This is a genomic window from Propionivibrio soli (genome assembly GCF_025770765.1).
Taxonomy (GTDB): Bacteria; Pseudomonadota; Gammaproteobacteria; order Burkholderiales; family Rhodocyclaceae; genus Propionivibrio; species Propionivibrio soli.
In genome coordinates this window covers 111,673-138,274 of the sequence record NZ_JANZKY010000003.1, presented here as the reverse complement: position 1 = coordinate 138,274, position 26,602 = coordinate 111,673, and the positions used below count along the sequence as shown (strand labels likewise).

Annotated in this window: 15 protein-coding genes and 1 pseudogene; 9 read left to right on the top strand and 7 right to left on the bottom strand. The window is 59.6% G+C overall.

Features of this window, described 5'->3' with window-relative positions; translation table 11 throughout:
- The first annotated feature begins 19 nt into the window (after positions 1-19).
- Positions 20-1,792: a putative bifunctional diguanylate cyclase/phosphodiesterase gene (locus tag NZ453_RS04310; RefSeq protein WP_263769155.1), complete on the top strand. Its 1,773-nt coding sequence runs from the start codon at positions 20-22 to the stop codon at positions 1,790-1,792.
- 146 nt (positions 1,793-1,938) lie between these two features.
- Here NZ453_RS04310 and NZ453_RS04305 read toward each other — a convergent pair whose 3' ends face one another.
- Positions 1,939-2,829 carry an AraC family transcriptional regulator gene (locus tag NZ453_RS04305; protein ID WP_263769154.1) on the bottom strand — a complete coding sequence of 297 codons (891 nt, stop codon included), beginning with the start codon at positions 2,827-2,829 and terminating at the stop codon, positions 1,939-1,941.
- 123 nt (positions 2,830-2,952) lie between these two features.
- Between NZ453_RS04305 and NZ453_RS04300 the strand changes: the two genes are divergently transcribed.
- Both NZ453_RS04300 and NZ453_RS04295 read left to right on the top strand, forming a co-directional pair.
- Entirely contained in the window at positions 2,953-3,846 is an 894-nt protein-coding gene (locus NZ453_RS04300; RefSeq protein ID WP_263769153.1) for a DMT family transporter, read from the top strand.
- 489 nt (positions 3,847-4,335) lie between these two features.
- On the top strand, positions 4,336-5,961 hold the full coding sequence (locus tag NZ453_RS04295; RefSeq protein ID WP_263769152.1) for a methyl-accepting chemotaxis protein: 1,626 nt from the start codon (positions 4,336-4,338) through the stop codon (positions 5,959-5,961).
- A 177-nt stretch (positions 5,962-6,138) separates the two neighbouring features.
- Here NZ453_RS04295 and NZ453_RS22135 read toward each other — a convergent pair.
- The 5 genes and pseudogenes from NZ453_RS22135 to clpB all read right to left on the bottom strand — a co-directional run.
- Positions 6,139-6,330 (bottom strand): annotated as a pseudogene (locus NZ453_RS22135) (AAA family ATPase); the annotation flags it as partial.
- Between the two features lie 81 nt (positions 6,331-6,411).
- Positions 6,412-8,040, bottom strand: coding sequence for a methyl-accepting chemotaxis protein (locus NZ453_RS04285; RefSeq protein ID WP_263769150.1), 1,629 nt, complete (start codon positions 8,038-8,040; stop codon positions 6,412-6,414).
- Between the two features lie 407 nt (positions 8,041-8,447).
- On the bottom strand, positions 8,448-11,462 hold the full coding sequence (locus tag NZ453_RS04280) for a metallophosphoesterase (protein ID WP_263769149.1): 3,015 nt from the start codon (positions 11,460-11,462) through the stop codon (positions 8,448-8,450).
- Between the two features lie 220 nt (positions 11,463-11,682).
- Positions 11,683-14,634, bottom strand: coding sequence for a purple acid phosphatase family protein (locus NZ453_RS04275; RefSeq protein ID WP_263769148.1), 2,952 nt, complete (start codon positions 14,632-14,634; stop codon positions 11,683-11,685).
- Between the two features lie 645 nt (positions 14,635-15,279).
- On the bottom strand, positions 15,280-17,859 hold the full coding sequence (gene clpB, locus NZ453_RS04270) for an ATP-dependent chaperone ClpB (protein ID WP_263769147.1): 2,580 nt from the start codon (positions 17,857-17,859) through the stop codon (positions 15,280-15,282).
- 301 nt (positions 17,860-18,160) lie between these two features.
- On the opposite strand from clpB, the gene NZ453_RS04265 reads away from it, so the two are divergent.
- From NZ453_RS04265 to NZ453_RS04250, 4 genes are all read left to right on the top strand, one after another.
- On the top strand, positions 18,161-19,192 hold the full coding sequence (locus tag NZ453_RS04265) for an ABC transporter substrate-binding protein (RefSeq protein ID WP_263769146.1): 1,032 nt from the start codon (positions 18,161-18,163) through the stop codon (positions 19,190-19,192).
- A gap of 12 nt (positions 19,193-19,204) precedes the next feature.
- Complete coding sequence (locus tag NZ453_RS04260; RefSeq protein ID WP_263769145.1) at positions 19,205-21,415, top strand: ABC transporter permease; 2,211 nt, start codon at positions 19,205-19,207, stop codon at positions 21,413-21,415.
- Between the two features lie 60 nt (positions 21,416-21,475).
- A complete protein-coding gene (locus NZ453_RS04255) occupies positions 21,476-22,525 on the top strand; it encodes an ABC transporter ATP-binding protein (RefSeq protein ID WP_263769143.1) in 1,050 nt (349 codons plus the stop codon).
- Between the two features lie 96 nt (positions 22,526-22,621).
- Positions 22,622-23,431 carry a histidinol-phosphatase gene (locus tag NZ453_RS04250; RefSeq protein ID WP_263769142.1) on the top strand — a complete coding sequence of 270 codons (810 nt, stop codon included), beginning with the start codon at positions 22,622-22,624 and terminating at the stop codon, positions 23,429-23,431.
- A gap of 39 nt (positions 23,432-23,470) precedes the next feature.
- On the opposite strand, the gene NZ453_RS04245 is transcribed toward NZ453_RS04250, so the two are convergent.
- Positions 23,471-24,385 carry an SdiA-regulated domain-containing protein gene (locus NZ453_RS04245; RefSeq protein WP_263769141.1) on the bottom strand — a complete coding sequence of 305 codons (915 nt, stop codon included), beginning with the start codon at positions 24,383-24,385 and terminating at the stop codon, positions 23,471-23,473.
- A gap of 300 nt (positions 24,386-24,685) precedes the next feature.
- Here NZ453_RS04245 and NZ453_RS04240 point away from each other — a divergent pair, with 300 nt between their 5' ends.
- Positions 24,686-25,285 carry a TetR/AcrR family transcriptional regulator gene (locus NZ453_RS04240; RefSeq protein WP_263769140.1) on the top strand — a complete coding sequence of 200 codons (600 nt, stop codon included), beginning with the start codon at positions 24,686-24,688 and terminating at the stop codon, positions 25,283-25,285.
- 104 nt (positions 25,286-25,389) lie between these two features.
- Entirely contained in the window at positions 25,390-26,481 is a 1,092-nt protein-coding gene (locus NZ453_RS04235) for an alkene reductase (protein WP_263769138.1), read from the top strand.
- Positions 26,482-26,602 lie beyond the last annotated feature (121 nt).

Sequence of the window (26,602 nt, the reverse complement as noted above, 5' to 3'; positions counted from 1 at the left end):
TGCTCGGAGAGACGAAGGAATGTCCGAGCGCGACCTCAACAAGGATCGTCTGGAGTTGGCTCTGGAGGCCGCAGGACTCGACCTTTGGGAAAACGACCTCGTCACCGGGGAGGTCACCCGCTACGCGCGCAAGACGTTCGCCGAACTCGGTTACGGCGATCAAGCGTCCACGTTCCACGTCAAGGATATGTTCGCTCTGGTCCATCCGGAAGACCTCGCAGGGATCAAAACCGCAATCGATGACCATGTGGCGGGAACCACGCCGCAGTACCGAAGCGAATTCCGCCTGCGGGCGAAGAACGGCGAGTGGCTCTGGTACGCCAACTACGGGCGGATCGTGAGCAGCGAGGGCATGGATCATGGCCAACGCTTCATCGGCGTCACCTTCAACATCAACGATAGAAAATGCCAGGAGGATGAACTCCAGCGCATCAACCGGAAACTCGCCGAGCAGAATGCGCTGCTCGCGGAGATGAACCAACAGCTGCAATCGCTTTCGACCAGCGACCCCCTTACCCGTCTGCCGAATCGTCGCCTCCTGCTCGAAAGGCTACAGAAGGCGCTGGCTGCGCGAATGCGCACCGGGCAGGCCGGCGCGCTGCTGTTCATCGACATCGACAATTTCAAAACACTCAACGACACCTTGGGCCATGACGTGGGCGACTTATTGCTGCAGCAGGTCGCCCGACGCCTTGAGTCGTGCGTACGCGAGACCGACACCATTGCGCGGATCGGCGGCGACGAGTTCGTCGTCATGCTGGAAGACTTGAGTAAAGTTCCGCTCGAAGCCGCCGCTCAGACCGAGGCGGTGGGCGAGAAAATCCGGGAAACGCTCTCCCTACCGTACCATTTGGCGTCCTACGAATACTTAAGCTCCCCGAGCATCGGAGCCACGCTGTTCAACGACGACTCGCAGACCGTCGAAGACCTGCTCAAGCAAACCGATATCGCCATGTATCAAGCCAAGAGGGCGGGACGTAACACCTTGCGCTTTTTCGACCCGCGGATGCAGCACGCCATCGAAGTGCGCATGGCACTCGAAGCGGAACTGCGACGGGCGATCGACGGCCAGCAATTCCGGCTGTTTTATCAGGTCAAGGTCGGCGCATCGGGGCAGCCGATCGGCGCAGAGGGGTTGATCCGCTGGATTCATCCAGAACACGGTTTGCTCCTTCCATCCGAGTTCATCCCCCTCGCCGAAGAAACCGGGCTGATCCGGCCGATCGGGCAGTGGGTGATAGAAACGGCTTGCGCTCAACTCGAGGCCTGGCAGGAGAACGCGGCCGCCTGCCGGCTCGTTCTCTCCGTCAACGTCAGCGCCAAGCAGTTCCAGCAAGCGGATTTCGCAAGCCAGCTGATATCGACGCTGCAACGCCACGGCGTTGATCCGGCGCTACTCAAGCTGGAACTCACCGAAGGCATCTTGATGGATAACGTCGAGGACGTTATCGCCTCGATGAAGGCTCTGGGGGCCATCGGCGTGCGCTTTTCGCTGGACGACTTCGGCACCGGTTATTCATCGTTACAGTACCTCAAACAATTGCCGCTCGATCAGCTCAAGATCGATCGCTCGTTCGTGCGCGATCTGGCCGAGGATGTCAGCGACAAGGCCATCGTGCACACGATCATCGCCATGGCCCGTAGTCTCGAACTCGACGTCATCGCCGAGGGCGTGGAGACCGAGGCGCAGCGAGCCGCGCTGCAAGAGCGAGGCTGCGTGAATTTTCAGGGGTTCCTGTTCGGTGAAGCGTTGCCAATCGACCAGTTCGAGTCGTTGCTCAAACAACTCTGAAGGCCGCTTCAAAGCACATCGGCGGCCGCGCTGCAATTACGCCTACCCCGCGTGATCGCAAATGGCAACCGGCTGATGAACTGCTGACACACCATGGTGGATAGAATTGACGACCCAACAGGGGGCATCATTCGTTTTGGCGTTAATCAGCGACCGGATCTTCTGAACTGTAGCGGAGTCATTCCCAGTTCCGCGCGGAAACGACGAACCAGATGGCTGGCATGGGCGAAGCCGCACGCCGCCGCAACCTGTTCGAGAGGCCAATCGGTCTTTGTCAGACAGTCGCAAGCCCGGCCAAGACGGCGCATGGCCACCCAAGCGTGGGGCGTGACCCCCATGGAGACGCGGAACATGCGCGCAAAGTGGAATTCCGACAAAGCCGTCTGCGCCGCCAGTTGAGCCAAGGTCAAATCTTCATGCAGGTGCGCCTCGATCCATTCGATGACGCGGCGCCTCGCCAGCGCCGAGAGTCCACCGCGTAGACGCTGAGCGACGCCACGGTGCAACGGGCGCGCCGCCGACAGCACCAGATGGTCGAGTACGGCATGGCTGGCGGAATTTACCGCCAGACGATCATCGGGGCTATCCCAAGGGCTTCCGGCTGCCGTTGTCGCCCAACGGACCAATGTCGGGTCTTCGACATAAACTTTCTCGTCCAACGTCACGGCCCGTGGCTCGGCATCCAGAAGCCGAACTACACGGTCCGCCCAGGCTCGCTCGGAGACGTAGAGGTGAAGAAAGCGCAGGCTCCCCTCGACGATCCAGTGGAAATCGTTTTCCGCGGGCATCAGGCATACGCGGCCTGGCGAACCGCGCTGGCTTGGCCTTCCTTCCAGATAGGTACCAAAACCACCTTCAAGATAGACCGAGATCGTGTGGTGGCCGGGAGCATGGTAGCTCGGCTCCGAATCCCGGTTCGACCATTGCGCCAGCAACAAATCGTCGCCCAGCGCAACGGATCGTTCCAGGCTGGCGCGGCAATGACTGAGCACGTCGAAGACGCGCTGGCCGGTGGTTTCAGGAAGGTGTTGTTCCATGCAGCCAATCGTACCCCCGCACCGGAATCAACGGAATCGCCGCCGCATGAAATGCGCAGGAATATGCAATCGCGGCATCCGTAGGTCATGCACAGTATCGGCAATCATTCTTTGCCGATAGCCATGAATCTCTTCCTGTATGCGCTCGTCGTCCTGATTTGGGGAACCACCTGGATTGCCCTGAAGTGGCAACTCGGCGTCGTGCCGATTCCGTTGTCGATCACTTATCGTTTTGCACTGGCAGCCATCGTTTTGTTCGTGCTGCTGTCATGGAAGAAGCAGCTGCGTCGACCACCAGCCGAATCGCTTGGCCTGATCGCCGCGCAGGGCGTATGCCTGTTCTGCGTGAACTTTGTGTGCTTCTTGAACGCGAGTCTCACCATACCGAGTGGCCTGGTGGCCGTAGTGTTTTCCACCTCCACGCTTTGGAACGCTCTGCTGGCGCGCGTCATCCTGCATCGCGAAATCGCGCCGCAGGTGATCGGAGGCGGCGCGCTGGGACTAGCCGGCCTACTGCTGCTCTTCTGGCCGGAGATCACCGGTCATGCACAGGACGCCGCGACGCTCCAAGGGTTGGCGTGGGCGCTCGGAGGCACGCTCTGCTTCTCGTCGGGGAATCTGCTCTCGTCGGCCCTGCAGGCGCGGGGTTTGATGCCCGCGCAGACCAATGCCTGGGGGATGGCGCTCGGCGCCGTGCTACTTCTGAGCTACGCCCTCGCCAGCGGCGCCCCCTTCGTATTCGACCCGAGCCCGCGTTACGTCGGTGCCCTGCTCTACCTTGCGATTCCAGGCTCCGTGATCGGCTTCACGGCTTACCTCACCCTCGTCGGACGCCTCGGCCCAGAACGGGCGGCCTATTGCACGGTACTCTTCCCAATCGTGGCGCTCAACGTGTCGGCCGTATTCGAGGATTATCACTGGAGCGTGAGCGCCTTTGCGGGCCTAACGTTAGTGATGCTCGGGAATGTGCTGGTTTTTCAGCGCAGAATGCCAGCACAAGTTCGATGCACCACCTGAGCCACCGCTCGCACGGCGCTCAATCATTGCCATAGAGTGCTCTCGTCTGATCGACGACGCGAGTCGCATTGTCATTGGTCGATTCGAATTGCGGCCAAAATCGATCTGATTTGCTTTGACACACTACAAGGAGCACAACGCCCATGCAAAGAGCCCCAATTCGGGGGAGCCAGGGGCTTCGTTCGCCGTAAGAATCGTTGGACAGAGACCACAGTCCAGCCGGTGGCCGATCCACTTGCAATTCGCGTTTGTCGAACCGAATAACGCCGGTAGCTCTCGAGGGTGCAGCATACATGGCGACAATGCCGATCTACCGGCACCAAACAAGATTTCCTTCTTTTCTCCAGTTGATCCAGGAAACCGCGATACCAGAGTCATCATCGCAACCCCGATGCGCTGCTCTCGTCAGGCCAAGCCCAGTCAGGTGTCTCTCAACGCGCCGATGAAAGTTGGCTTATAGTTCTTGTGTAGCCACAACTGGAGAACGCCATGAAACTGCGGATCCGCATCCTGATCATCGTCGCCGCAGCGCTCCTCGGAATGCTGGTGATGGCCGCCGAGGGACTGTACCAGTTGCGACAGAGCATGTACGAGGAGCGTCGTTCTCAAATCGTGCAACTGCTCGACGTAGCGAACGCCCAGTTCGCCTACTTTCACGAGCAGGAGAAGGCCGGCAAGCTAACGCGGGAGGAAGCACAAGCGCGCGCGAAGGAATCCATCTCGGCTCAGCGTACCAAGGACAACTATTTCATCGTGCGCAATGCCGCCGACAACATGCTGCTGGTGCACGGAAATGCCTCGCGCGTTGGCAAGATCGACCCGGGCGGAAAGACCATCGACGGTCGTCAAGTAATGGAGGTGTACAAGGAGGAAATTGCGCGCAACAAGGATGGCAAGGGATTCGTCATGCTCGAGGCAGTCCGGCCGGGAACAGAGGACAAGACGATGTACAAGAAGCTCAACGGCGCCACCATGTTCGAGCCCTGGGGCTGGCTGGTAGCCATTGGTTTCTTTGTGGATGATATCGACCGTGTGTTCTGGCACGACGCCATCAAGCTGCTGATCACCGGCGGAGTGCTGATTGCTGTCGTGTCCGTCCTGGCCGCTGGCACCATGCGGAGCATCCTTGGACAACTTGGAGGAGAACCCGCTTTCGCGGCAGGAATTGCCAAGAACATCGCAAGTGGCGATCTCACGCAGACAATCGACGCACGTGCTCGGGAGGAGAGTCTGATTGGATCGATGCGCGCCATGCAATCGGGATTGCACGACATGGTTGCCCGGTTCAACGATGCCTCCACGACGCTCACCGGCGCCTCGAAGCATCTGAAGGAAGAGACGCAGCATATCAGCCGGGGCAGCCAGATGATCTCCGAGGCGACTTCGTCCACCGCGGCCGCCATTGAGGAAATGACCGTAAGCATCAATCACATCTCCGAAAGCGCGAGGGAGACAGAAACCAACTCTCAGCAAGCCGCCGAACTGGCGACGCAAGGTGAAAGCCTGGTCAAGGAGGCTGCAGCGGAAATCCGGCGTATTTCAAACGACATCAGCACCGCAGCCGACCTGATCCGCGGGCTGGTCGAACGCTCACGCGAAATCGACAGCATGAGCGCCGTCATCCGCGAAATCGCAGACCAGACCAACCTCCTTGCCCTCAATGCAGCCATCGAGGCGGCACGAGCGGGCGAGCAAGGCCGAGGCTTTGCCGTCGTTGCCGACGAAGTGCGCAAGCTCGCCGAACGTACCGGCGGCGCGACGCAAGACATCACGCGAACGATCCGTGCTGTGCAGGCAGATACGGACATGGCGGCAAACCGCATGGACAGCATACGCGAGCAGGTGGCACTCGGCGTCGAACTCTCTGAAAAGGCTGCACAGGCCTTGCGCGAAATCGACACCGGAGCTCACGCCACACTGGAGAAGACGCGCGATGTCGCCAATGCCGCGCAGGAACAAAGCCAAGCCAGCAACAGCATCGCTACCAACGTCGAACGCATTGCACAGATGGTAGAAGAGGCAGAAGCCTCGGTGCGCTCAGCCCACGCCCAAGTGGAGCAGCTCGACGGATTGGCCCGCGAACTGAATCAGGCGGCTGGCCGATTTAGGCTCTGAAGAACAGCAGGACTTTCGACCTCACGGCCCAAATGTCCTTCATCTCCATTGGCGGAATCCGGCGGAGGAGAACCTGAGAATAGCTGTATTCCGCCCAAGTTTTTTGCGAGAACCAGAACCGGATGAGATCGTCGACGATCTCGCGACCGTTGAGTCAAGCGCGAAGGTGCCCATTGAATCGCCCATGACCGCACGTGTGATCGATTGGTGGTCGTCACCCGGCATCTGCCGGATCATCTGTAAGCCGAGATTCGACGTCATCACGACCACTGTATTCTTGAAGTCCACGGCGGGTCCTTGACCGTCAGTCATGCGTCCATCGTCGAGCCCTTGCAACAACGCGTTGAAGACGCCCGGGTGAGCCGCTTCACCTTTCACACGAATCCACTATTGTGAGTCCTAGCCAACCAGAATCGGCGCGTTCTGCGGCACGTTGGTTGCGTGCGCAATTCAGACTTTGAAATGGCTCACGGCCCGGAGCGTTTCATCTGAGAGCGCCTCCAGTCGATGAGCGGAGTCGGCCGCCATACGCGTCGCAGAACTGTTTTCCTCCGCCATCTGCGCGATCCTTTCCACATTCGCAGCAATCTCGTTGCTCGCGATGCTCTGTTCCTTGAGAGCGTGGGAAATCTCATTCACCGCGCTAACCACTCGCTGCGCGCCGTCGTTGATCCCTAGCATCGACGTGTTCGCGTTCTGCGCCATACCCACGCCATTGCCGACACGGGATACCGCCTGCTGCATAGTGTTCACGGCGACCTGGGCGCTACTCTGCACACCGTGGATCATGCCGCTGATTTCGGTCGTCGCTTTGGCTGTCCGCTCCGCTAGCTTGCGCACTTCGTCGGCAACGACAGCAAATCCTCTTCCCTGCTCGCCCGCCCGCGCCGCCTCGATGGCCGCATTCAGGGCCAGCAGGTTGGTCTGGTCAGCCACGTCCTTGATGACCTGGACGATGCTCGATATTTCCTGCGAACGCTCACCCATCGCCTGAATGGTCTTGGCCGCATCGCTCACGATGTCAGAGATGCCCTTGATCTCGCTCACCATGGCCTCGATCGTGTGATTGCCGGATTGCGACATGTCTCCCGTCTCCGTCGTCACCGCATGCGCTTCGCGCGCACTCTCAGCAACATGGTTGATCGAGACGTTCATTTCCTCCACGGCAGCGGCCATCGAACCGGCGGCGGAACTCTGCTCCTCAGTGGCCGTTGCCACCTGGGTGGCACTCAGGGCCAGATTGTGAGCCTCGCCGGCCACCTTTCCGGCGTTCACGTTCAGGTCATTCAACATCCGGCGAAGATTGGCTTGCATCCTGCTCGTCGCCGCCATCAGGCTCACATCGTCCCCAGGCTTGACCCGGATCTCGGTGCGCAGGTCGCCGTGTGCTATGCGCTCCATGACGGACTTCGCCTCGTCGGGCTCGCCCCCCAAAGGCCCAGTCACGGAACGGATGATCCAAATGCTCACCGCTCCGGCACAGAGCAGCGACAACAACACGGCCGCAATGCTCAGCTTGCGCCCGCTGTCGTACGTTTCGCTAGCCGATTGGCTGGCCTGGGTTACCAGTTCCGTCTGGAAATTCCGGAAAGCGATAAGCGCGTCCTGATAGGACTTCAAGATGGGCCGCAGTGTTTGGTTGAGGTAGTTGCGCGAAGGCTCCGGCGCACCGTTTTCAACGAGTGCAACCAGTTCCTGCTGCCCGGAAATGTAGCGTTGTTGTTCCTTGAGAACGGTTTTCAGGAGTTCCTTGCCGCGCGGCAGAACCACAATCGACTGCAAAACGTCGACCCCGTGCGTAATCGCCTGGCGACTGTCCTGAATACGGGCTTTCTGTTGCGCTACATCGTCGCGGCTGTCCGTCAACATCATATTGCGCAACGAGATGGCGATCTGACTGCTTTGATACAGGAGCTCATCAGTGATCTGCGCCTTGACCCAGCGATCCTTGGCGATCAGGCGTGTGGCCTCATCGAGCTGTGCCAACCGGGAGATTCCGATTCCAGCCAGGGCGATCAGCAGGGCAATGACACAGGTAAAACCCAGGCCCAGCCGCGCCGCAACGGTCACTTTTCGCATCGAAGCGCTCCCATCAAATTGCCGGCGATTCCCTTTCCATCCGGCTTTTGAATGAGAATGTTTCCCGCAATCAAAAGTTCAACCGTGCAACATGGGGCGCCTTTCCCTCCGCTATGCGCGGCAGCTTGCAAGCAACGGATTGAGGATAGCGCATTGACTCGACAACACCTCACGGCGCTCGGTCCACCGCCCCGCGCATACCTTGGAGCGCGGCCTTTTACGGCACCGATAGGCACCGGCGCGTCATCACCTATCGCGCGGCTGACAATTACCGCTGGCGTACGAGAACGCTCCCCGCATTACGGGCGCAGGCACTCCAGCGTTGCCGAGCCCCACAGACAAGCCATAGGTTCTTATCAGCTAATCGCGGTGTTATCCGCGTTATGTCGATACAGAGACATCCCTTATCAGTTCCGGATCGCTGGGCCACTTCCGAGGGTTACAAGACGGTCGGGCGGCTCAAAGCCAAGCGCCCCTTCGATAGTCCCTTTTTCCCAGTCAGCACGCGTCCCCCAGGTCAACTGGGTATTGCGGCCATTTAGGCCTGCGTTCACTTTGTAAAGCCTTAACTCGGGGACGAAGACGCCGCCCTCTCCCGCTAGAGATTTGAAGCGTGTCACGATCCGCAAGAACTGAGCGTTCGGCAAACCCAGCAGATCTACTGTTTGCTTGCCATCCGATAGAAGAATCTCTTTCGATCCTTTCACAGACACGCCGTTATCCGAAACTTCCACCTTCGCGATCAGCGATGTGCCTGGCGGAATCCGCGCATCGGCGGCTAGAGAGCTGAATGTCCAGAGTTGCCGATCAGCCTTGAACTTCGGCTCGTAATAGGCCGGGCTCCGCCACGGAGTCCGGTGCGTACCCTCGGTTTGTATGTCCTCGAAGTTCAGCCACACCGCCATGGACTCGGCCTTTGGTCCCGGTTGAGCCGGGCTGTCGTTGATCACCTTGATTTCGTCAGCAGTGAGAGCCGATGTGTAAAAGCGGACTTGGCTGATCTGCCCGACGAAATGGGCGAAGTTCTTCGGACGTTTGTATTCCTTAACGATGTTGCCGAGACGGGCATAACCGATAAAGATCGGGTGTTCCTCCCAGTTTCGAAACTCCGCGAAGTTGCCATTGACAGGTGGTGTCTCTGCCGCCTTCCTGTCATCGATGTAATTGGCTCCGCCTCCGCTCTTGCTGAAACTCATCGAGTACTGAGCCCATTGGGAAAGCGGCGCTTTGCCCTCGCCCTCCCAGAAATATTCCGACGTGTCGTAGCAGACTCCTGCCGTGAATGCTCCACCGGATTTCTTGACCAGCATGCGCAAGAGGTAGTTGGCGCCCCAGCCAAGCGACGGCCCCTTGGACATAATCGGATTCCTGTCCATTTCGCCATCAATCGGCAGACGGTTGAGGTTGGCCCACACAATACCGCTCACTCCTTCGGTCACTCGCAGACTCGGGTGATCGGGAATTTCGATGTAGTCACCTAGACTGCCGGCCAGATCGACCGAAACCGCGCCGCCCGCAAGCCGGGTGATCTTTGGACTGCCGCGGAGGATGGCGTGATTGCCGTGGCCCGACAAATCCTTCACCAGTGGCGTACCTTTCAGGACGCTCTCGATGAAAACGTCCTTGGCGGCAAGGTCGCCCACCTTCACTTTGTATTCACCACCCTCTTCGAATCGGTGGCCGAAGCTCATGTCCACCTTTTCATAAGGCAGCAACGCCACCGGGCGACTCGATACGGTCTTCTCGTTGATGAGAAGATCCACCGTCCCCGACATTTTCGCGTTGTGCGGATTGCTAACCTCAACCGTGACGAACACCGTATCGCTATCCGCCCCCTGGCCAACACGAGTAGTGAGCCCGCTGAATGAAAATTTCGCGCGAGGCTCGGGAACCGTCAGCGTTCGGGAAGCGCCTGCGATCCGGATCGTATGCTTTCCGGGGCTTTCGATCGCGATCGTTTTCCGGACGGTTTTCATCTCTCCGGGGTTGAGAGCCACGACCCTTTCCTTGCCAGGCGACCCAAACAGGTTTATGGGCAATTCGCGCCCGTTATCCTGCATGGAAAGTACCACGCCGGCGAAACCATCGCCCACGTTCTTCACCACGCCTTCGAACAGAACGATTCCGGGCGAACTTTTGACTGGAGCCAATCTAACGTCTGACACGCTGATTCGGGGTTCGCTTTGCGAAAGCACCATCTCATCGAGCACCTTCACGCGCTTTTCGCCTTTTGCCAAACCGTAGGCCTTGAAATTCAAGCGATCGCCGACGATATCGATGGTATGAAAAATCGCGCGGCCAAAACTGACGATTTCTGGAAACTCAGGGAAAATCCGTTCGTCATCCTTGCCTTGTGTTATTTGTCCAAGCTCGGACTCGGCCGTTCCCTGTGTGACAAACACCGTTCGCGCGGCTCTGGTCGGATCGATCGATATGCCTTTCTGATAACCGTGGAGATGACCGGCCAACATCAGATTGACGCCACCGTTCTCGACAATGCTGACCACGCGCTTGAAGCTAAAGGTTTCCGTGTACGGATGATGCATTCCGACAATCCGCCATTTGGCCTTCTTGGCGCTCTCTGAAGCCAGATCCTGCTGCAGCCACATCAGGGTATCGTCGATCTCGACAAGCGTCTTCTTCTCCACAGGCAAATCGGACAAATCGGCATTCATTTCCGACAAGCCCCAGGGATTGCTGTTGACCATCGAAAAGTGAACGGGCCCGTAGTCGAAGGAGTAATTAAAGCCGTTTGGAGAAGCGTTGTACGTATGGCGCTGGGCGACCATGAAGTATTCGGCGAAATGAGGTCCAACGTCGTGGTTGCCGTTGATGTAGACCACCGGGATGTGTTTGAGAAACTCGGCGCCGGGGGCAAACCACGATTGCTGATATTTGTCCTTTTGATATCCGAGTCCCGCCGGAAGATCTCCGGTGTGCAGCACGAAATCCGGTCGTTCGCGCAGCAATGCCTCACTGAGCGCCTTACTTCCCTTGAAGGCGTGGCTATCGCTGATGGCAAAGATGCTGAAGTCATCTGGACTACTCTTCAATGTGCGGAAGGTACCAGAACGCGCTTCGCCCGAAGCGAGCACAACCGTGTAGTCGTAGATCGTCGCCGGCGTAAGGCCCATGAGTGCCGCACGGTACATGCAGTCGCCCTCTGGATTGTTCTTCCCGGGCGCGCTGCGCTGGCATGCGACGTCGACCTCGGCCTGTGTCTGGCCATTGATGCCGTACTTCACCTTGGCCGGCACAGGCTCTCGCGTTTCAAAACTAACTGTCATGGCCGTTGCCGTAGGCGCCAGCAGATAAGGGCCATTCATGAACTCGGCCGAGGAGGAAGACGCCGAAACGCCGGAAATAGTCAGTGACAGCAACACTGCGTTCGTCCATTGACTCCATGCGACTATTTGTTTCATCACACTCCCCCAAGGAAAAATCCAGCGGTTGTGAACAGAGGTCAATGACCACGGACGCAGCTAGCGAACGGCCGTTCGTCGCTTGTGGCATGGCGGAGTAACGACGGACATGCTGTTCGTATATCGTTGTCGGCCTCAAGGCAACGAGCAACGGTGCGATGCGGTTCCGCCCCGCCAACGCACCTACGCCCCTTAGCCGCGAAGGGAAAGGACATTCCGCTCATGGCGCCGCGTCCGGAGAATCGGCCTTGCCGGAAAAATCAGCGAAGTCCGCCCCGTGATTCCTGTAGTCGTCGCCGGATTGATATCCCGCCGCCAGATTGAATGTGCCCTTCTTCCAGTCGGCTAACGTATTCCAGCGCTTCTCCTGCGTACCCGACTTGAGCACGTATTCATGAACCACAGGAACATTGCTCTCGGTCTTGTTGAGATCTGACACAAGCTCGGTGACGATGCGTGCATATCGGCCTTTTCCGAGGCCTTTCAGATCGAGGGTTTTTTCCCCGGACAGCAAGGAGAATTTCTTCTGCCGCTTGACCGTCTGCTGATTATCCGAGACCTGCACGACCGCGGTAACCTTGGCATTCCCGCCGAACATAGCCTTGTAGTCCAGTGTCCGAGGCGCGGCCGAAATCGCGATCCATTCCGTCGTGTGAGAACCCGTAGTTACCAAACTCGACGGTTCGAAGTCGAGCCATATCTTCAAGTGTTTGGCCGAATCATTGGCCATGGAAGGGTTGCTCCGAATGGCATCGTTCTCTGCCGCCGAGATTTTTGTTGTATAGAACCGGACTTGTGATATCGCCCCCGGGAGCATGGTGTAGTACATCCCGCGGTTGCGGTTGGTCAGCAGAGTGTTCTTGAACCCGTGTCCGATCCGCATCGGCGAGCCTTCCCAGTTCTTGACGGGAGCATTGCCAAATACCGGTTTGGCAACACCCGCGCTGCGGACACCGTTCTGGTACGAATCTCCTCCGGATTCAAAGTCGAAGGCGCTTGTGTACTGAACCCAGGTGTCCTTCTTGATACCGAACTGCGGGTCGCTGCCGTCGTTCCATGAGAACTCCCCGTTGTCGTCGTCTAGACACACGCCGTAGGTCACTTTTCCTGTTTCTCTGACCGCCATGCGAAACAAGTACGGAGTTCCCCAGCCAAGCCCTATACCCTTTAGCATCAGCGGATTGTGATCGTGAACGGCCCCTTTGCCGTCCGTGTACGGCTCAACCAACTCTGTAAGCCCACCTTTTGTCGTGCCTTTGCTCGGCAGATTGGCCCATACCATTCCAGTGGCGGCATCGGTGACCTTGTACCGGCCCGTATCCGGGATTTCGAGATAGTCACGCTTGCCATCGAGGATCAGCGTCGTCTTGCCGTTTCCGTCGACACCGAGTTCAGGCGCACCGTGAATATAGGCGTCGTTGGCGTTCCCGGATTTATCCCTGACTATCGGCATTCCCTGGATCGAACCGTCGATGAAGACGGTTTGACTCTCCGAATTGCCGATTCTCACGTCATAATTCCCCGCACGATCAAAGACATGAGAGAACTCAATGGTCTTGCTTTGGCCGGCTTGTAGCGAGTATCTCTTCGACCCGACCGCTTTTCCGGCAACAATGAGTTCGGCAGTGGCGGTACCCGCCTCGTTGCCGATGTTCCTGACGTCAGCTTTTACAAACAGGGCGTTTCCCAGAACATCGCTCACGGGACCGTCGCCGAGGCGAGTACGCAAGCGCGAATACTCGAATGTCGCCTTTCTGAATGCGACATTTATCTCGGCGGACGTGCCCGCCAAGCTGAGCTTATGAACACCCAATGCGGCAAGCGGCAGGCTTCCCTTGAGAGTCGCCGACTTGCCGGGTTCAAGAAACGTAACGGCGCCGTCAAATTTGTAGATGTACCTCTGCTGGCCGTTATCCTCGACCGGGAGCACCGCCGCTGCAATTCCTTTGCCCTCATTCTTGACCACAGCCGATACGGTCACTTCACCGTTGCTAAGAATGTCTCGCGGGGTTATCGAAATGTTCGACCAGGAAAGCTGTTGCTTGTCCTTTGCAATGATCGTCGTATTGGCCAACTCCGTTTTGGCCTCTGTACTCTCGCTGCCTAAATTCTTGACGGTCATCAGGCCGTTCGCGGCATCGAGGTCGATCACGAAATAATCGCCTTTCTTGCTATGGACTCGTGCATCCTGATGCGTAAGGTAAACGGTCCCAGCCCCTACTTCCGGGTTCTCCGAGACTTGCCTTGAGTAAGCATGCCAATGCCCTCCCAATAGCAGATCAACCTTGCCCGGTTCGGCGATTGGAGGAATGTAGCGTTTGGTGTAGGCCTCGGACACCGGATGATGCATCGTGAGGATGCGAAACGCCGCACTCTTGGCCTTTTCGCTCGCCAGATCGCTCTTCAACCAAGCAAGAGAATCTTGGATGGCGCGAATCGTTTCCGCATCCGCCGTTTTTCCGGTGGCCTCCGAGTTCATCTGGAACAGCCCCCAAGGGTTGCTGTTCATCAGGCTGATATGGGCTCCGGCGTAATCGAACGAACTGTTTCCTTTAACCGTCCCACCGTACTCCGCATCCTGAATGCCATAAACATACGCGTTGAAGTAATCACCGCCCTGATCGTGGTTGCCGGCGGAATACACGACGGGAAAGTTGTGGATGAAGTCGTTGGCCAGCTTGCCTTTGAACCAGAACGTGAACTGATCCGTCTGCGCGCCGGTACCTTCCACCAGATCTCCGGTATGGATGATCAGTGCCGGATTGATCGCTTTTACGTCGGCATCGAACTTGGCACGAGTCGAGAAGACATGCGAATCCGAGAGCGACACGATTTTCGTGGCACCGGGATTTGTCCCAAGGGTTGAGAAACTCGCGCTGATCGACTGGCCACCTTCCAGCTCAACCCGGTAGAAGTAGCGCGTGCCCTTTTCCGCAGCAGTCAGCCTATCCAGTTTTGCGTAATACAAATTCATCCGCGAGCCCTGAAACAGCGGAGCATTCGGGTCAGGGGAAACGGTAAGCTTCGCGTCCAACCTGTCCTTGTCCGGACCGTACCAAACCGTTGCAGGAACGCTCTGCGAACCTTCCCAGGCGATGATCATGCTGTCCGTTTTGGGTGCCAGGAGGTATGGGCCATTAACAAAAACGGAACCTTCCGCTGCGACGATCAACGGGCAAGCCATGGTAACCAGCAACACAGCCCGAAGTGCCAAGTACCCGTACTGCCGCAAACGCCCAAACACGTCCATTGGAATTCGCTCCCTTTAGTTGATCTGCGTGTTGCCTCGCCCTATTCCATGCCAGCAAGACCATGGAAGGGCTGGAATTGCACTCGTGTGCACACAATTATAAGCAAGACCATAAGGAATAACAGGCTTAAATAGAAATATTTTTCCCGTAATTTTACTTAATAGAAACCAGTTGCTCTTTTGATTTGTACAGAAAATGTTTTATTTATATTTTATAATTAAATAGTTAATAAAATTTTCACCCGGGAAAAACGGATAGATTCAACGATGTCACGAACCAGGAATGGGATCAGCCCAACCTAACGGCAAGACGCGACGAGGAGTGCACACGAGTGCTTTAGAAGTCGATCGAAATGTGACGGACAGTGTTCGGCAGCCAGAGGAGTCCATCAACGGACGGGTGCTTCATCTCTCTTCTTCAAGCACAAAAGACGAAGGTTGTACCGTTCTCGATGGCTTCTGCCGAAGATGAACTGGTACAACCTTCGCGCCGACCAGGGGCATGAAAAAGCCCGGCTCGGGGACCTCTTATCCGGTGCTATGCGTCAAAAACGCATAGCACCCTTGTCACCCTTTGTCGAAGCGCATCACGCCGCCCTGACTGGCGACGCGGATCGTGTCGCCAGCAGCGAACTTACCCTCGAGAATGGCCTTGGCCAGCGGATTCTCGATCTGCGACTGGATAGCCCGCTTGAGCGGCCGCGCACCGAACACGGGGTCGAAACCGGCATTCGCCACTTCGGACAACGCGCTGTCGTCGACATCGAGCACCATTTCGAGTTGCCCCAGCCGGCGTTCGAGATATCCGAGCTGAATCTTGGCAATCGACTTGATGTTCTTCTCGTCGAGCGCATGGAAGACAACCACCTCGTCGATCCGGTTGATGAACTCCGGCCGGAAGTAGCTCTTCACTTCGCCCATGACCGCGAGCTTGATCAATTGGTAGTCGTCGCCCGCCATCTGCTGGATCATCTGCGAGCCGAGGTTCGAGGTCATCACGACCACCGTGTTCTTGAAGTCCACGGTACGGCCTTGCCCATCGGTCATGCGCCCATCGTCGAGCACTTGCAATAGCACGTTGAATACGTCGGGGTGCGCCTTCTCGACCTCGTCGAGCAGAATCACGCTGTAAGGCTTGCGGCGCACGGCCTCGGTGAGATAGCCGCCCTCCTCGTAGCCAACGTATCCGGGCGGTGCGCCGATCAGGCGCGCGACCGAGTGCTTCTCCATGAACTCGCTCATGTCGATGCGGATCAGGTGTTCCTCGGAGTCGAACAGGAAGTTCGCCAGTGCCTTGCACAACTCGGTTTTGCCGACGCCCGTCGGGCCGAGGAAAAGGAAGGAGCCGTACGGCCGGTTCGGGTCGGCCAGGCCGGCACGCGAACGCCGGATGGCATCCGAGACGAGACGTACCGCCTCGTCCTGACCAACGACGCGTTGGTGAATCCGCTCTTCCATCGCCAACAGCTTCTCGCGCTCTCCCTGCATCATCTTCGACACCGGGATACCCGTCGCGCGTGACACCACCTCGGCGATTTCCTCGACGCCCACCTGCGTACGCAAGAGCTTGTTCTTCACTTCGCCGTCGCCGGATTTCTCGGCCGCCTTGAGTTGCGCCTCGAGTTGCGGCAGCTTGCCGTACTGCAGCTCGGCGAGCTTGTCGTACTGGCCCTTGCGCTGCAGCTCGGCCATCTGCGCCTTGAGCTTGTCGATCTCCTCCTTGATCGAGGCGCTGCCGTGGACCTGCGCCTTCTCGGCCTTCCATACCTCTTCAAGGTCGTTGTACTCGCGCTCGAGCTTGGCGAGTTCGTCCTCGATCAACTGCAGGCGCTTCTTCGATGCCTCGTCGCGCTCCTTCTTGACCGCTTCTCGCTCGATCTTGAGCTGGATCATGCGGCGGTCAAGCCGGTCCATGACTTCGGGCTTGGAGTCGATTTCCATCTTGATGCGCGCCGCCGCCTCGTCGATGAGGTCGATCGCCTTGTCGGGCAGGAAGCGGTCGGTGATGTAGCGGTGCGACAGCTCCGCCGCGGCGACGATCGCCGGGTCGGTGATCGCGACACCGTGGTGGAGTTCGTACTTCTCGCGCAGGCCGCGCAGGATAGCGATGGTGCTCTCGACGGTCGGTTCATCGACGAGCACTTTCTGGAAGCGCCGCTCCAGCGCGGCGTCCTTCTCGACGTACTTGCGGTATTCGTCGAGCGTCGTCGCGCCGACGCAGTGCAGTTCGCCGCGCGCCAAAGCGGGCTTGAGCATGTTGCCGGCGTCGATGGCGCCTTCGGCCTTGCCAGCGCCCACCATGGTATGCAGTTCGTCGATGAAGACGATAATGCGGCCCTCGTCCTGCGCGATTTCCTTGAGCACCGCCTTCAGGCGCTCCTCGAACTCGCCGCGGTACTTCGCGCCGGCAAGCATCGCCGCCATGTCGAGGCTCAGCACCTTCTTGCCCTTGAGCGTCTCCGGCACCTCGTCGTTGACGATGCGCTGCGCCAGACCTTCGACGATGGCCGTCTTGCCAACGCCCGGCTCGCCGATCAGGACCGGGTTGTTCTTGGTACGCCGCTGCAGGATCTGGATCGCGCGGCGAATCTCATCGTCGCGGCCGATCACCGGATCAAGTTTGCCAGACCGCGCGCGCTCGGTGAGGTCGATGCAATACTTCTTGAGCGCCTCGCGCTGGCCTTCGGCTTCCTGCGAGTCGACGCCCTGCCCGCCCCGCACGGTGTTAACGGCCGCCTCGAGCGCCTTGCGGTTCAGTCCGTGTTGCTTCGCGAGTCGGCCCGTCTCGCCCTTGTCGTCGCAAACGGCGAGCAGGAACATTTCGCTGGCGATGAACTGGTCGCCACGCTTTTGCGCCTCGCGCTCGGTGAGGTTGAGCAGGTTGGTGAGATCGCGGCCGATCTGCACTTCGCCGCCGTGCCCTTCGACCTTCGGCAGGCGATCCACGGCCTGATCGAGTGCCGTCTTCAGCGCCTGCACATTCGTTCCCGACTGGGCAAGCAGCGACGATGTGCCGCCGTCTTCCTGTTGCAACAAGGCCAACAGCAGGTGTTGCGGCTCGATCATCTGATTGTCGTGGCCGATGGCCAGGCTCTGCGCATCGCCCAGCGCCTGTTGAAACTTGGTGGTCAACTTATCGAGTCGCATGGCGATCTCCATAGAATTACTATCGAATGACGCCCAAATGGGGGGTTAGCCGCAGTTTTCAAGGCCAAAGCGGGGCAATTCCGCTGGCAAGCTCACCGTTTCACCCCTGCCCCGGGCCTCCCCAAGGCTTTCTTATCCCCCCAATCAGGATTTGTGATTTGCCAACGGAAGCCGCCCACGGGATAGTGGAACCATGTAGGCTTATCAGCAGGTTTTCCGCCGAGGCGAAGACTTTGGCGAGCAAAGAAGAAAGCCGGCAGCGACCGGATTGAGGGACAACCATGACCAACGGGGGTAAGACATGAAAAAATCAGTTCGTACTTTGCACATCGTGGCGGCCAGCATTGCCGCGGGAATCGGCTTTGGCGCGCAGGCCGCCGACCAGGTCAATATCATCTGCTCGGTCCAGGCCGAGTGGTGCAACATGATCGGCAGCGTTTACGGGCGCACGACGGGCACGAAGGTGAACATCTCGATGAAGGGTTCCGGTGAGGCGTTGGCGCAGATCATCGCCGAAAAGGAAAACCCGAAGACCGACGTCTGGTTCGGCGGCACGGGCGATCCGCACCTGCAGGCGGCTGAACAGGGGCTGACGATCGAATACAAGTCGCCCAGCCTGGCGCAACTGCATCCGTGGGCCCAGCAACAAGCGCAGCAGGCCGGCTACAAGACGGTCGGCATCTACTCCGGCCCGCTCGGCTTCGGCTACAACACCGAGTTGCTGGCGAAGAAAAAGCTGCCGGTACCCAAATCCTGGGCCGATCTGCTCAAGCCCGAATACAAAGGCGACATCCAGGTGGCCAACCCGGCATCGAGCGGTACGGCGTACACGATGGTCGCCACGCTTGTCCAACTGATGGGCGAAGAAAAGGCGTTCGATTACCTCAAGGCGCTGCACCGTAACGTCGGCCAATACACCCGTTCCGGCACCGGTCCGATCAAGGCTGTGGCGCGTGGTGAAACGGCCGTGTCGATCAGCTTCGTCCACGACGCACCGGGCGAAAAACTGGCTGGGTTCCCGGTTGCCACATCGACGCCAAGCGAAGGCACCGGCGCCGAAATCGGCTCGATGAGTATCATCAAGGGCGCACGTAACCTCGCCGCGGCGAAGAAGTTCTACGAGTGGGCATTAACGCCGGCTGCGCAGGAAATGGCCGCAGCGGCTAAGCAGTTCCAGTTGCCGTCGAACAAGAACGCCAAGGTCGATCCGAACGTGCCGGACTTCAAGTCGATCAAGTTCATCAATTACGACTATGCGAAGTATGGTGCCAGCGCCGAGCGCAAGCGGCTGATCGCGAAGTGGGAGAAAGAGGTCAACTCGCTTCCGCGTTAAGAGGTCCGCGCTTTGACGAAGCATCCGAACAAGGCCGTTGTCGTCTGGCTGGCCATCGGGTTGGCGGGTTTCGTCGCCTTCCCGTGGTATGCCATTCAGGACACAGCCTGGTATTACGTCCTCCCGGAGATCTTCCAGGGCTCGGAAACGGCGAACGGCCTCGTGCAGGCATTCGTCAACGATCGGCCCTGGCTGCTCTCCGGTCTAGTCGGTCTCGTAATCGCCGCCTGCGGCCTCCTGCGTACCGCGGGCAAGGCTCAGAGCACTTGGCTGCTCGCCGGCGGCTTCGTGGGGCTGGCCGGACTCGGCATCACGGGTTTCACGATCGGCGCCGTCGGCTGGTCGGTGCGCGGCCTCAATGAGCTTTTCGGCGAACTCACCGTCAACCAGTTCGGCATGGGCATGGGCGCGTTCGTCGTCCTGCTCAGTCTGATCGTGCTATTTTCTTTTGGACTTGCCCGGCGCGGCTATTTCAAGGGCGACCTCTTTGTCGCTTCGGCCGTCATGTGCTGCTCGGCGCTGCTCGCGCTATTCATCGCCTTCCCGGTAACCAAGGCGCTCTCGGGCGCGTTCTTCGACGACAACGGCGCCTGGTCGCTCGCCGCGCTCGTGGGGCGCATCGCCGACGAACGTATCTGGACGCTCGGCTGTCTGCGCGGCGGCTACCAGTGCGGCGTCGCCTGGAACACGCTGTTTCTGGCGCTGGCCACAGCCTTCGGGACGACAGTGCTCGGCACCATGATGGCGCTGCTCGCCGAGCGTTGCGCCGGGCCCAAGTTGCAGGCACCGTTGCGCGTCGTTGCGCTGTTGCCGATCATCACGCCGCCCTTCGTCGTCGGCATGGGCTTGATCCTGCTCTTTGGCCGCGCCGGCATCGTCAATCAGTTTCTCGAGTACGCGTTCGGTCTTGAGCCGACACGCTGGTTCTACGGCCTGCTCGGCACCTGGCTCGCGCAGCTTTTCGCGTTTACGCCGATAGCCTTCATGATCATGCGCGGTGTCGTGCAAGGTTTGGCCCCAAGCCTGGAGGAAGCCGCGCAAATCCTGCACGCGGACCGCCGGCAGACCTTCTTTACCGTCACTTTGCCTCTGCTGAAACCCGGACTGGCCAACGCTTTCCTCGTCGGCTTCATCGAGAGCATTGCCGACTTCGGCAATCCCATCGTCGTCGGCGGCCAGTATTCGGTGTTGTCGACGGACATCTTCTTCGCCATCGTCGGCGCGCAGTTCGACCAGGGACGGGCGGCCGCACTCGCCTGGATCCTGACGCTGTTTGCGCTCGGCATTTTCGCGCTGCAGCGCGGCTTGCTCGGCCGCCAGAATTACACCACGGTGAGCGGCAAGGGCGACTCGGGAATACCCATGCCCTTGCCTGCCGGGTTGCGGCGGACGTTGTACTCGGTTGTCTACCCGTGGCTGGGGTTCACCCTGATCGTCTACGTCTTCGCCTTCATCGGTGGTTTCGTCCAGACCTGGGGGCGCGACTACACGATCACGTTTGCTCACTTCAAGACGGCGTTTGGCTTGGAATGGGGCGATTTCGGGCTCGTGTGGGCCGGCGCCGCGTGGAACTCGATGTTCACCACGCTAAAGCTCGCCGGCATCTCGGCGCCGCTGACCGCCGGCATCGGCCTGATGATCGCCTACCTGCTCGCGCGGACCGACTTCCGGGGCCGCAATTCATTCGAGTTCGTCGCCTTGCTCGCCTTCGCGATTCCGGGAACGGTGCTCGGCGTGAGCTACATCCTGGCCTTCAACGTGCCGCCGGTCGAACTCACCGGCACCGGATTGATCATCGTCATCTGCTTCATGTTCCGCAACCTGCCGGTCGGCGTGCAGGCGGGTACCGCGGCGTTCAAGCAACTCGACAAGGCGCTCGACGAAGCCTCGCTGATGTTGCGCGCGACGACGGCGCAGACGCTGTTCACGGTGATCCTGCCGCTACTCAAGCCCGCGCTGGTAGCCGCGCTGGTATACAGCTTCGCGCGCGCGATGACGACGGTGAGCGCGGTCATCTTCCTCGTCACGGCAGAAAACGAACTGGCCACGACGTACATCATCGGCCGCGTCGGCAACGGCGATTACGGCGTGGCGCTTGCCTACTGCACGGTGCTCATCGTGTTGATGTCGCTGATCATCGCGCTGATCCAGTTCACCGTCGGCGAACGCAAGCTCGGTCGGCGCAAAGGCGCGACAACGGCGGCCGTGGTCGCTCCGGCGTAATGCGTGCGGAACTGCGCAAGCGAAAAGACGCAACGGACATAAGGTACGAGGAAACCAGGCATGAGCTTCGGCGTTGAATTCAAGGACATCACCAAGCGCTACGGGACGGACCCGTCAGCGCCCTTTGCCGTCAAAGGGGTCAGCTTCGGCATCGAGAAAGGCACGTTGACGACGATCCTCGGCCCCTCGGGCTGCGGCAAGACCACTGTCCTACGTATGATTGCCGGCCTCGAATCGCCCACGGCCGGGCAGATCTTCATCGAAGGTCGCGAGGTAACGACGTTGGGGCCGGCCGAGCGCAACGTGAGCATGATGTTCCAGAGCTACGCGCTCTTCCCGCACATGAACGTTGTCGAGAACGTCGCCTACGGCCTGCGCATGTCCGGCGTACCAAAGGAGACGGCGCGCACCCGCGCTGTCGAGACGTTGAAGAACGTCGGTCTAGTCGGCTACGACGAACGCATGCCGAGTGAGCTTTCCGGCGGCCAGCAGCAGCGCGTCGCGCTCGCCCGCGCGCTAATTCTCGAACCGGAAATCCTGCTCTTCGACGAACCGCTTTCCAACCTCGATGCGCGCCTGCGCCGCGACATGCGCGAGGAAATACGTGCCATCCAGCAGCGTCTCAAGCTCACCGTCGCCTACGTTACGCACGATCAGAGCGAAGCGCTGGCCGTGAGCGACACGATCATCGTCATGAACGACGGCCTCATCGCGCAGAGCGGAACACCGCAGGAGATGTACGAACGCCCGGGCAGCGAATTCGTCGCCGGCTTCATGGGCGAGGCGATGCTCTTCCCGGGCGATGCGAAGGCCGACGGCTTGGTCAGCCTCGGCCCGTTGCAGATCGTTCCCAGGCAGGCCGTGACGCCGGGCAAGGTGAAGGTCGCCGTACGCCCGGAAGCGTGGCAGATCGACCGCTCGGGCGCGGGCGGCGTGCGCGGCAAACTGCTCAAGCGCTCGTATCTCGGCAGCCTGTTCGAGTACACTTTCGAGACGGCCCTCGGCAACATCTTCGTCGTCTCTCCCGATCTTGCCCACGTCCTCGATATCGGCGCCGAAGTCGGGCTATCCTTGGCCGACCACGGCGTGTCGGTCGTCCGCGTCGATTAATCCTCCGGTGCCTGGCGTGCCACCGAACCCGATCGCCGCGCCGCGGTCGGCAGAGTCGCTTTGTCCGAAAACTTTAAATAGCTGAAAGAAATCCTCATGGCTGTCTTGATGGACCTGCATAACCACACTACCCGCTGTTGTCACGCCTCCGGCGCGATGGAAGCCTACGTCGAGAAGGCTCGCGAGCGGGGAATAACCGACTACGGATTCTCGGACCACAGCCACTGGATGCTCCACGCTCGCGGTCAGCGTTACGCGATGCTGGCCGAAGAACTCGACGATTACGTGAATGACGTGCGCCGCTTGCAGGAGCGCCACAACAGCGACGGAGACCAACCGTTCCGCATCCGTCTTGGCATGGAGATGGACTACATCCCGAGCCGTCTCGACGTCGCGGAAGATGTCCGTAAGCGCTACGACTGGGACTACCTGATCGGCTCCGTGCACAACATTGGTTTCGAGAAACTCCAGGAACCGGAGATGTACAACTTCTGGCACATCGAGGATGTGTGTGAGATCTACTTCCATTGCGTCGGCATGATGGTCCGCGAGCGCTTCTGCGACATCGTCGGCCACCTTGACCTGCCGAAGAAGATGGGCGCCATGCCGGCCGGCGGCATGCTGCGCTACGTCGAACCGCTGATTCCGGACCTGCTGGCCAACGACATCGCGGTGGAGATCAACACCTCGGGCATGGACAACCCCGCCCGCGCCTTCATGCCCGGCTGGGACATCGTCGAAGCGCTGGCCGTGAGCGGCGTGCCGCTCACGCTCGGCTCGGACGCCCACGCCCCGCATAACGTCGGCCGGCATTTCGACGCGGCACTCGAAGGACTGCGCAAGGCCGGCGTCAAAGAACTCGTCCGGTTCGAACGGCGGCAAATGATCGCCGAGCCGATTGCGTAATGCTCGCCTAGCGGTCGGCCTGCAGCGATCCCGCACAATTCATTGCCGCGGCGGATCAAAGCGATAGAACAGATTCGGTTCGGACACGACGAATATCTCTCCGCCCGGCCCCACCGTCAGCCCTTCGGGCTGCGGCACGTCGTTTTTCAACCCGTGCCATCCCTTGCGCAATACGAGGAGTCCGGACGGCCGCCGCGCCGAATCAAGCTCGATGACGAGACGCGACTCGTCGCTCAACAACAGCATGTTGCCGGATTCCTCGTGATACGAGAGTGAAGAAAGATCGCGCAGCAGGAAGGCGGCCGACCCGCGTGGGAGCCATTCGCCGATCTGCAGATCGAGCGGACCGCCATCGAGTAACGTCGAAACGCCGGAAAGTTCGAACAAGCGTAGCGGTCTTTTCTCCCTGACCACGAAAAGCCGGTGGCGCACGTGATCCCACGACAATCCTTCCAAGCCCAGATTTCCGGGGCGGTCGAATGTGAGGCCGATGCGAGGACGTCCGCGCACGTCAATGGGCGAACGTCCTTCGCCGACAACGACATGAATCAGCTGTTGCGAGCGCTCGTCGGCCAGGAAAAACTCGTTACCTCGAACATGAGTAATTCCTTCGAGATCAAACGCGCCTTCGACCGGGATGGTGCGCAAAGGTACCCCGTCAAGTGACAGTTCCACGATTTGGGGCGGCCGGTTGACGACAGAAAACAACGTGTGGCGCGTTGGGTGATAGGTCAGCCCCGAAAGGTCGGAACCAACTCCAGCCAACGCCAGCGCATCGATGCCGACGCGGTAATCCTCGAGGGCGAGGCGCCGCCCCGTGCTCCGTTCTTCGTTTGGCGCTCCAGCTTGCCAAGGCGGCGTCCGGCTCTCGCCGGCCAGCAACCATTGATAGACGCCCACCTGCAACCATCCGGAATACCAACCGTAGGCGAAAAGAGCAGCAGACAACAGCATGAACGTCAGCAAGAAACGGCCGCTGGGGCCGGAAGGCCGTGCTCGAGGCGAAAGGGTCATCGGGAAGGACAGGTTGATGGCAAAACGCTAGGCTTCTACGATTCCTGGTGTTCGGCCGACACATCGAAGCAGCGCACAGACTGTGCTTGTACAGTGATCGAGCCCAAGCCAAAAGAATCCACTTCGGCGCGCTGAAGACCAGTTGGAAGGTGAATCGTACCGAGAGTTCACTTCAGGAACTTCCATCCCGGCAACTTTTACTAGACGACCGGTCTATTTTGCGTTACAGTGCCCACCATCATGAGCGCACGCCACGACGATACCCGCCAGCACATTCTCGATACCGGTTACCGGATCATCGCCGGGAAGGGGTTCGCCAGCGTCGGGCTCAATGAAATCCTGACTACGGCGGGTGTCCCCAAAGGCTCGTTCTATCACTACTTCGAGTCCAAGGAACAGTTCGGTCAGGCGCTCCTGGAAGACTATTTCCGTGAATTCCTGGCGCGGATGGACAACAACATGGCGGACGACGGAACCACGGCTCGGGAACGATTAATGCGTTTCTGGGAGAAATGGAAGCAATGCCACGACGACGGCTGCGATACGCGTCGCTGCCTCGTGGTCAAGCTGAGCGGCGAGGTCTCCGATCTCTCCGACGCCATGCGCGTGACCTTGCGCGAAGGCACCGACAGAGTCATCGCGCGCATCGCCGACTGCATCGAAACCGGCAAAGAGGACGGCTCGCTGGCCGTCCCGGAAGCCCGGGCGACCGCGCAAATGCTGTACCAACTGTGGCTGGGCGCCGGACTGCTGGCCAAGATTCATCGCAACGGCAAACCGTTCGAAGAAGCCATGGCCGTAACGCAGCAGTTGCTCGCCACCCCCGCCACACCCCGCTAACCCTGTTTCTTCGGCAACTCAAATGTTTCGGGTTCCGAATTTGCCGAAAAACTAGACGACCGGTCTAATCATTTGAAAACGAACAACCTGAGAAGGAGACGTGCATGACCACTCTTTTCGATCCCATCACCATCGGCAACATCGCCCTCGCCAATCGCGTTGCCATGGCACCGCTAACCCGGAACCGCGCCATCGACGGGCAGAAGCCTGGCCCCCTTACCGTCGAGTATTACAGGCAGCGCGCGAGTGCCGGGCTGATCATCAGCGAAGCGAGTCCGATCAACCCGATGGCGCACGGCTACATCGACACGCCGGGCATCTATACCGCTGAGCAGATCGCCGCCTGGCGGGAGGTGACCGACGCTGTCCACGAAGCAGGCGGGCGCATCGTGATCCAGCTCTGGCATGTCGGCCGCATCTCGCACACATCGCTATTGCCGGGCGGTGCCCAACCGGTCTCGTCGACTAACCGGGCCGCCGAGGCCAAGACGTTCAATCGTGACGGCCTCGTCCCCGTCTCCGCGCCGCGCGCTCTACGCGACGACGAACTGCCGGGTCTCGTCGAAGACTACCGACGCGCCGCTCGCAACGCGATGGCAGCGGGCTTCGACGGCGTCGAAATCCACGCGGCGAACAATTACTTGCTCGAGCAGTTTCTGCGCGACAGCGTAAACGACCGTGAAGGCCCGTACGGTGGCAGTATCGCCAACCGTGCGCGCCTGCTGCTGGAGGTCGCCACAGCGATCGCCGACGAAATCGGCGGTGGCCGCACCGGGATCCGCCTCAGCCCGATGACTACGGTCAATGGCGCGCCGCGCGACAGCGACCCGCAGGCGCTCTATGGCTACGTGGTCGAGCATCTGGCTCAGCTCAGCTTGGCCTATGTTCACATCATCGAGGGCGAGACGGGGGGCGTACGTTACCCGGCCGATGCCAAGCCGTTCGACTACGCCGCATTGCGGCGCGCCTTCTCCGGTGCCTGGATGGTCAACAACGGTTACACGCGCTCCGAAGGTCAGGAGGTTGTCGGCAGCGGCAAGGCCGACCTCGTCGCTTTCGGCCGGCCGTTCATCGCCAACCCGGACCTCGTCAGACGCCTGCATGACAACGCGCCATTGAACGAAGTCCGTGCCGACCGGCTCTACGGAGGAGGTGCGGACGGATATACCGACTATCCAACACTTGCCGCGGCCTGATCGCCTTCCCTCCCCCCTTCGGCGCGGCGCCGCAAAGCGCCGCGCGGGGGAAGGTTTTCGGATGTGTCCGAATCCGCAGCAAACAGAGCGCTTCCGCACCACTGATCGAGGAAAGTACTGC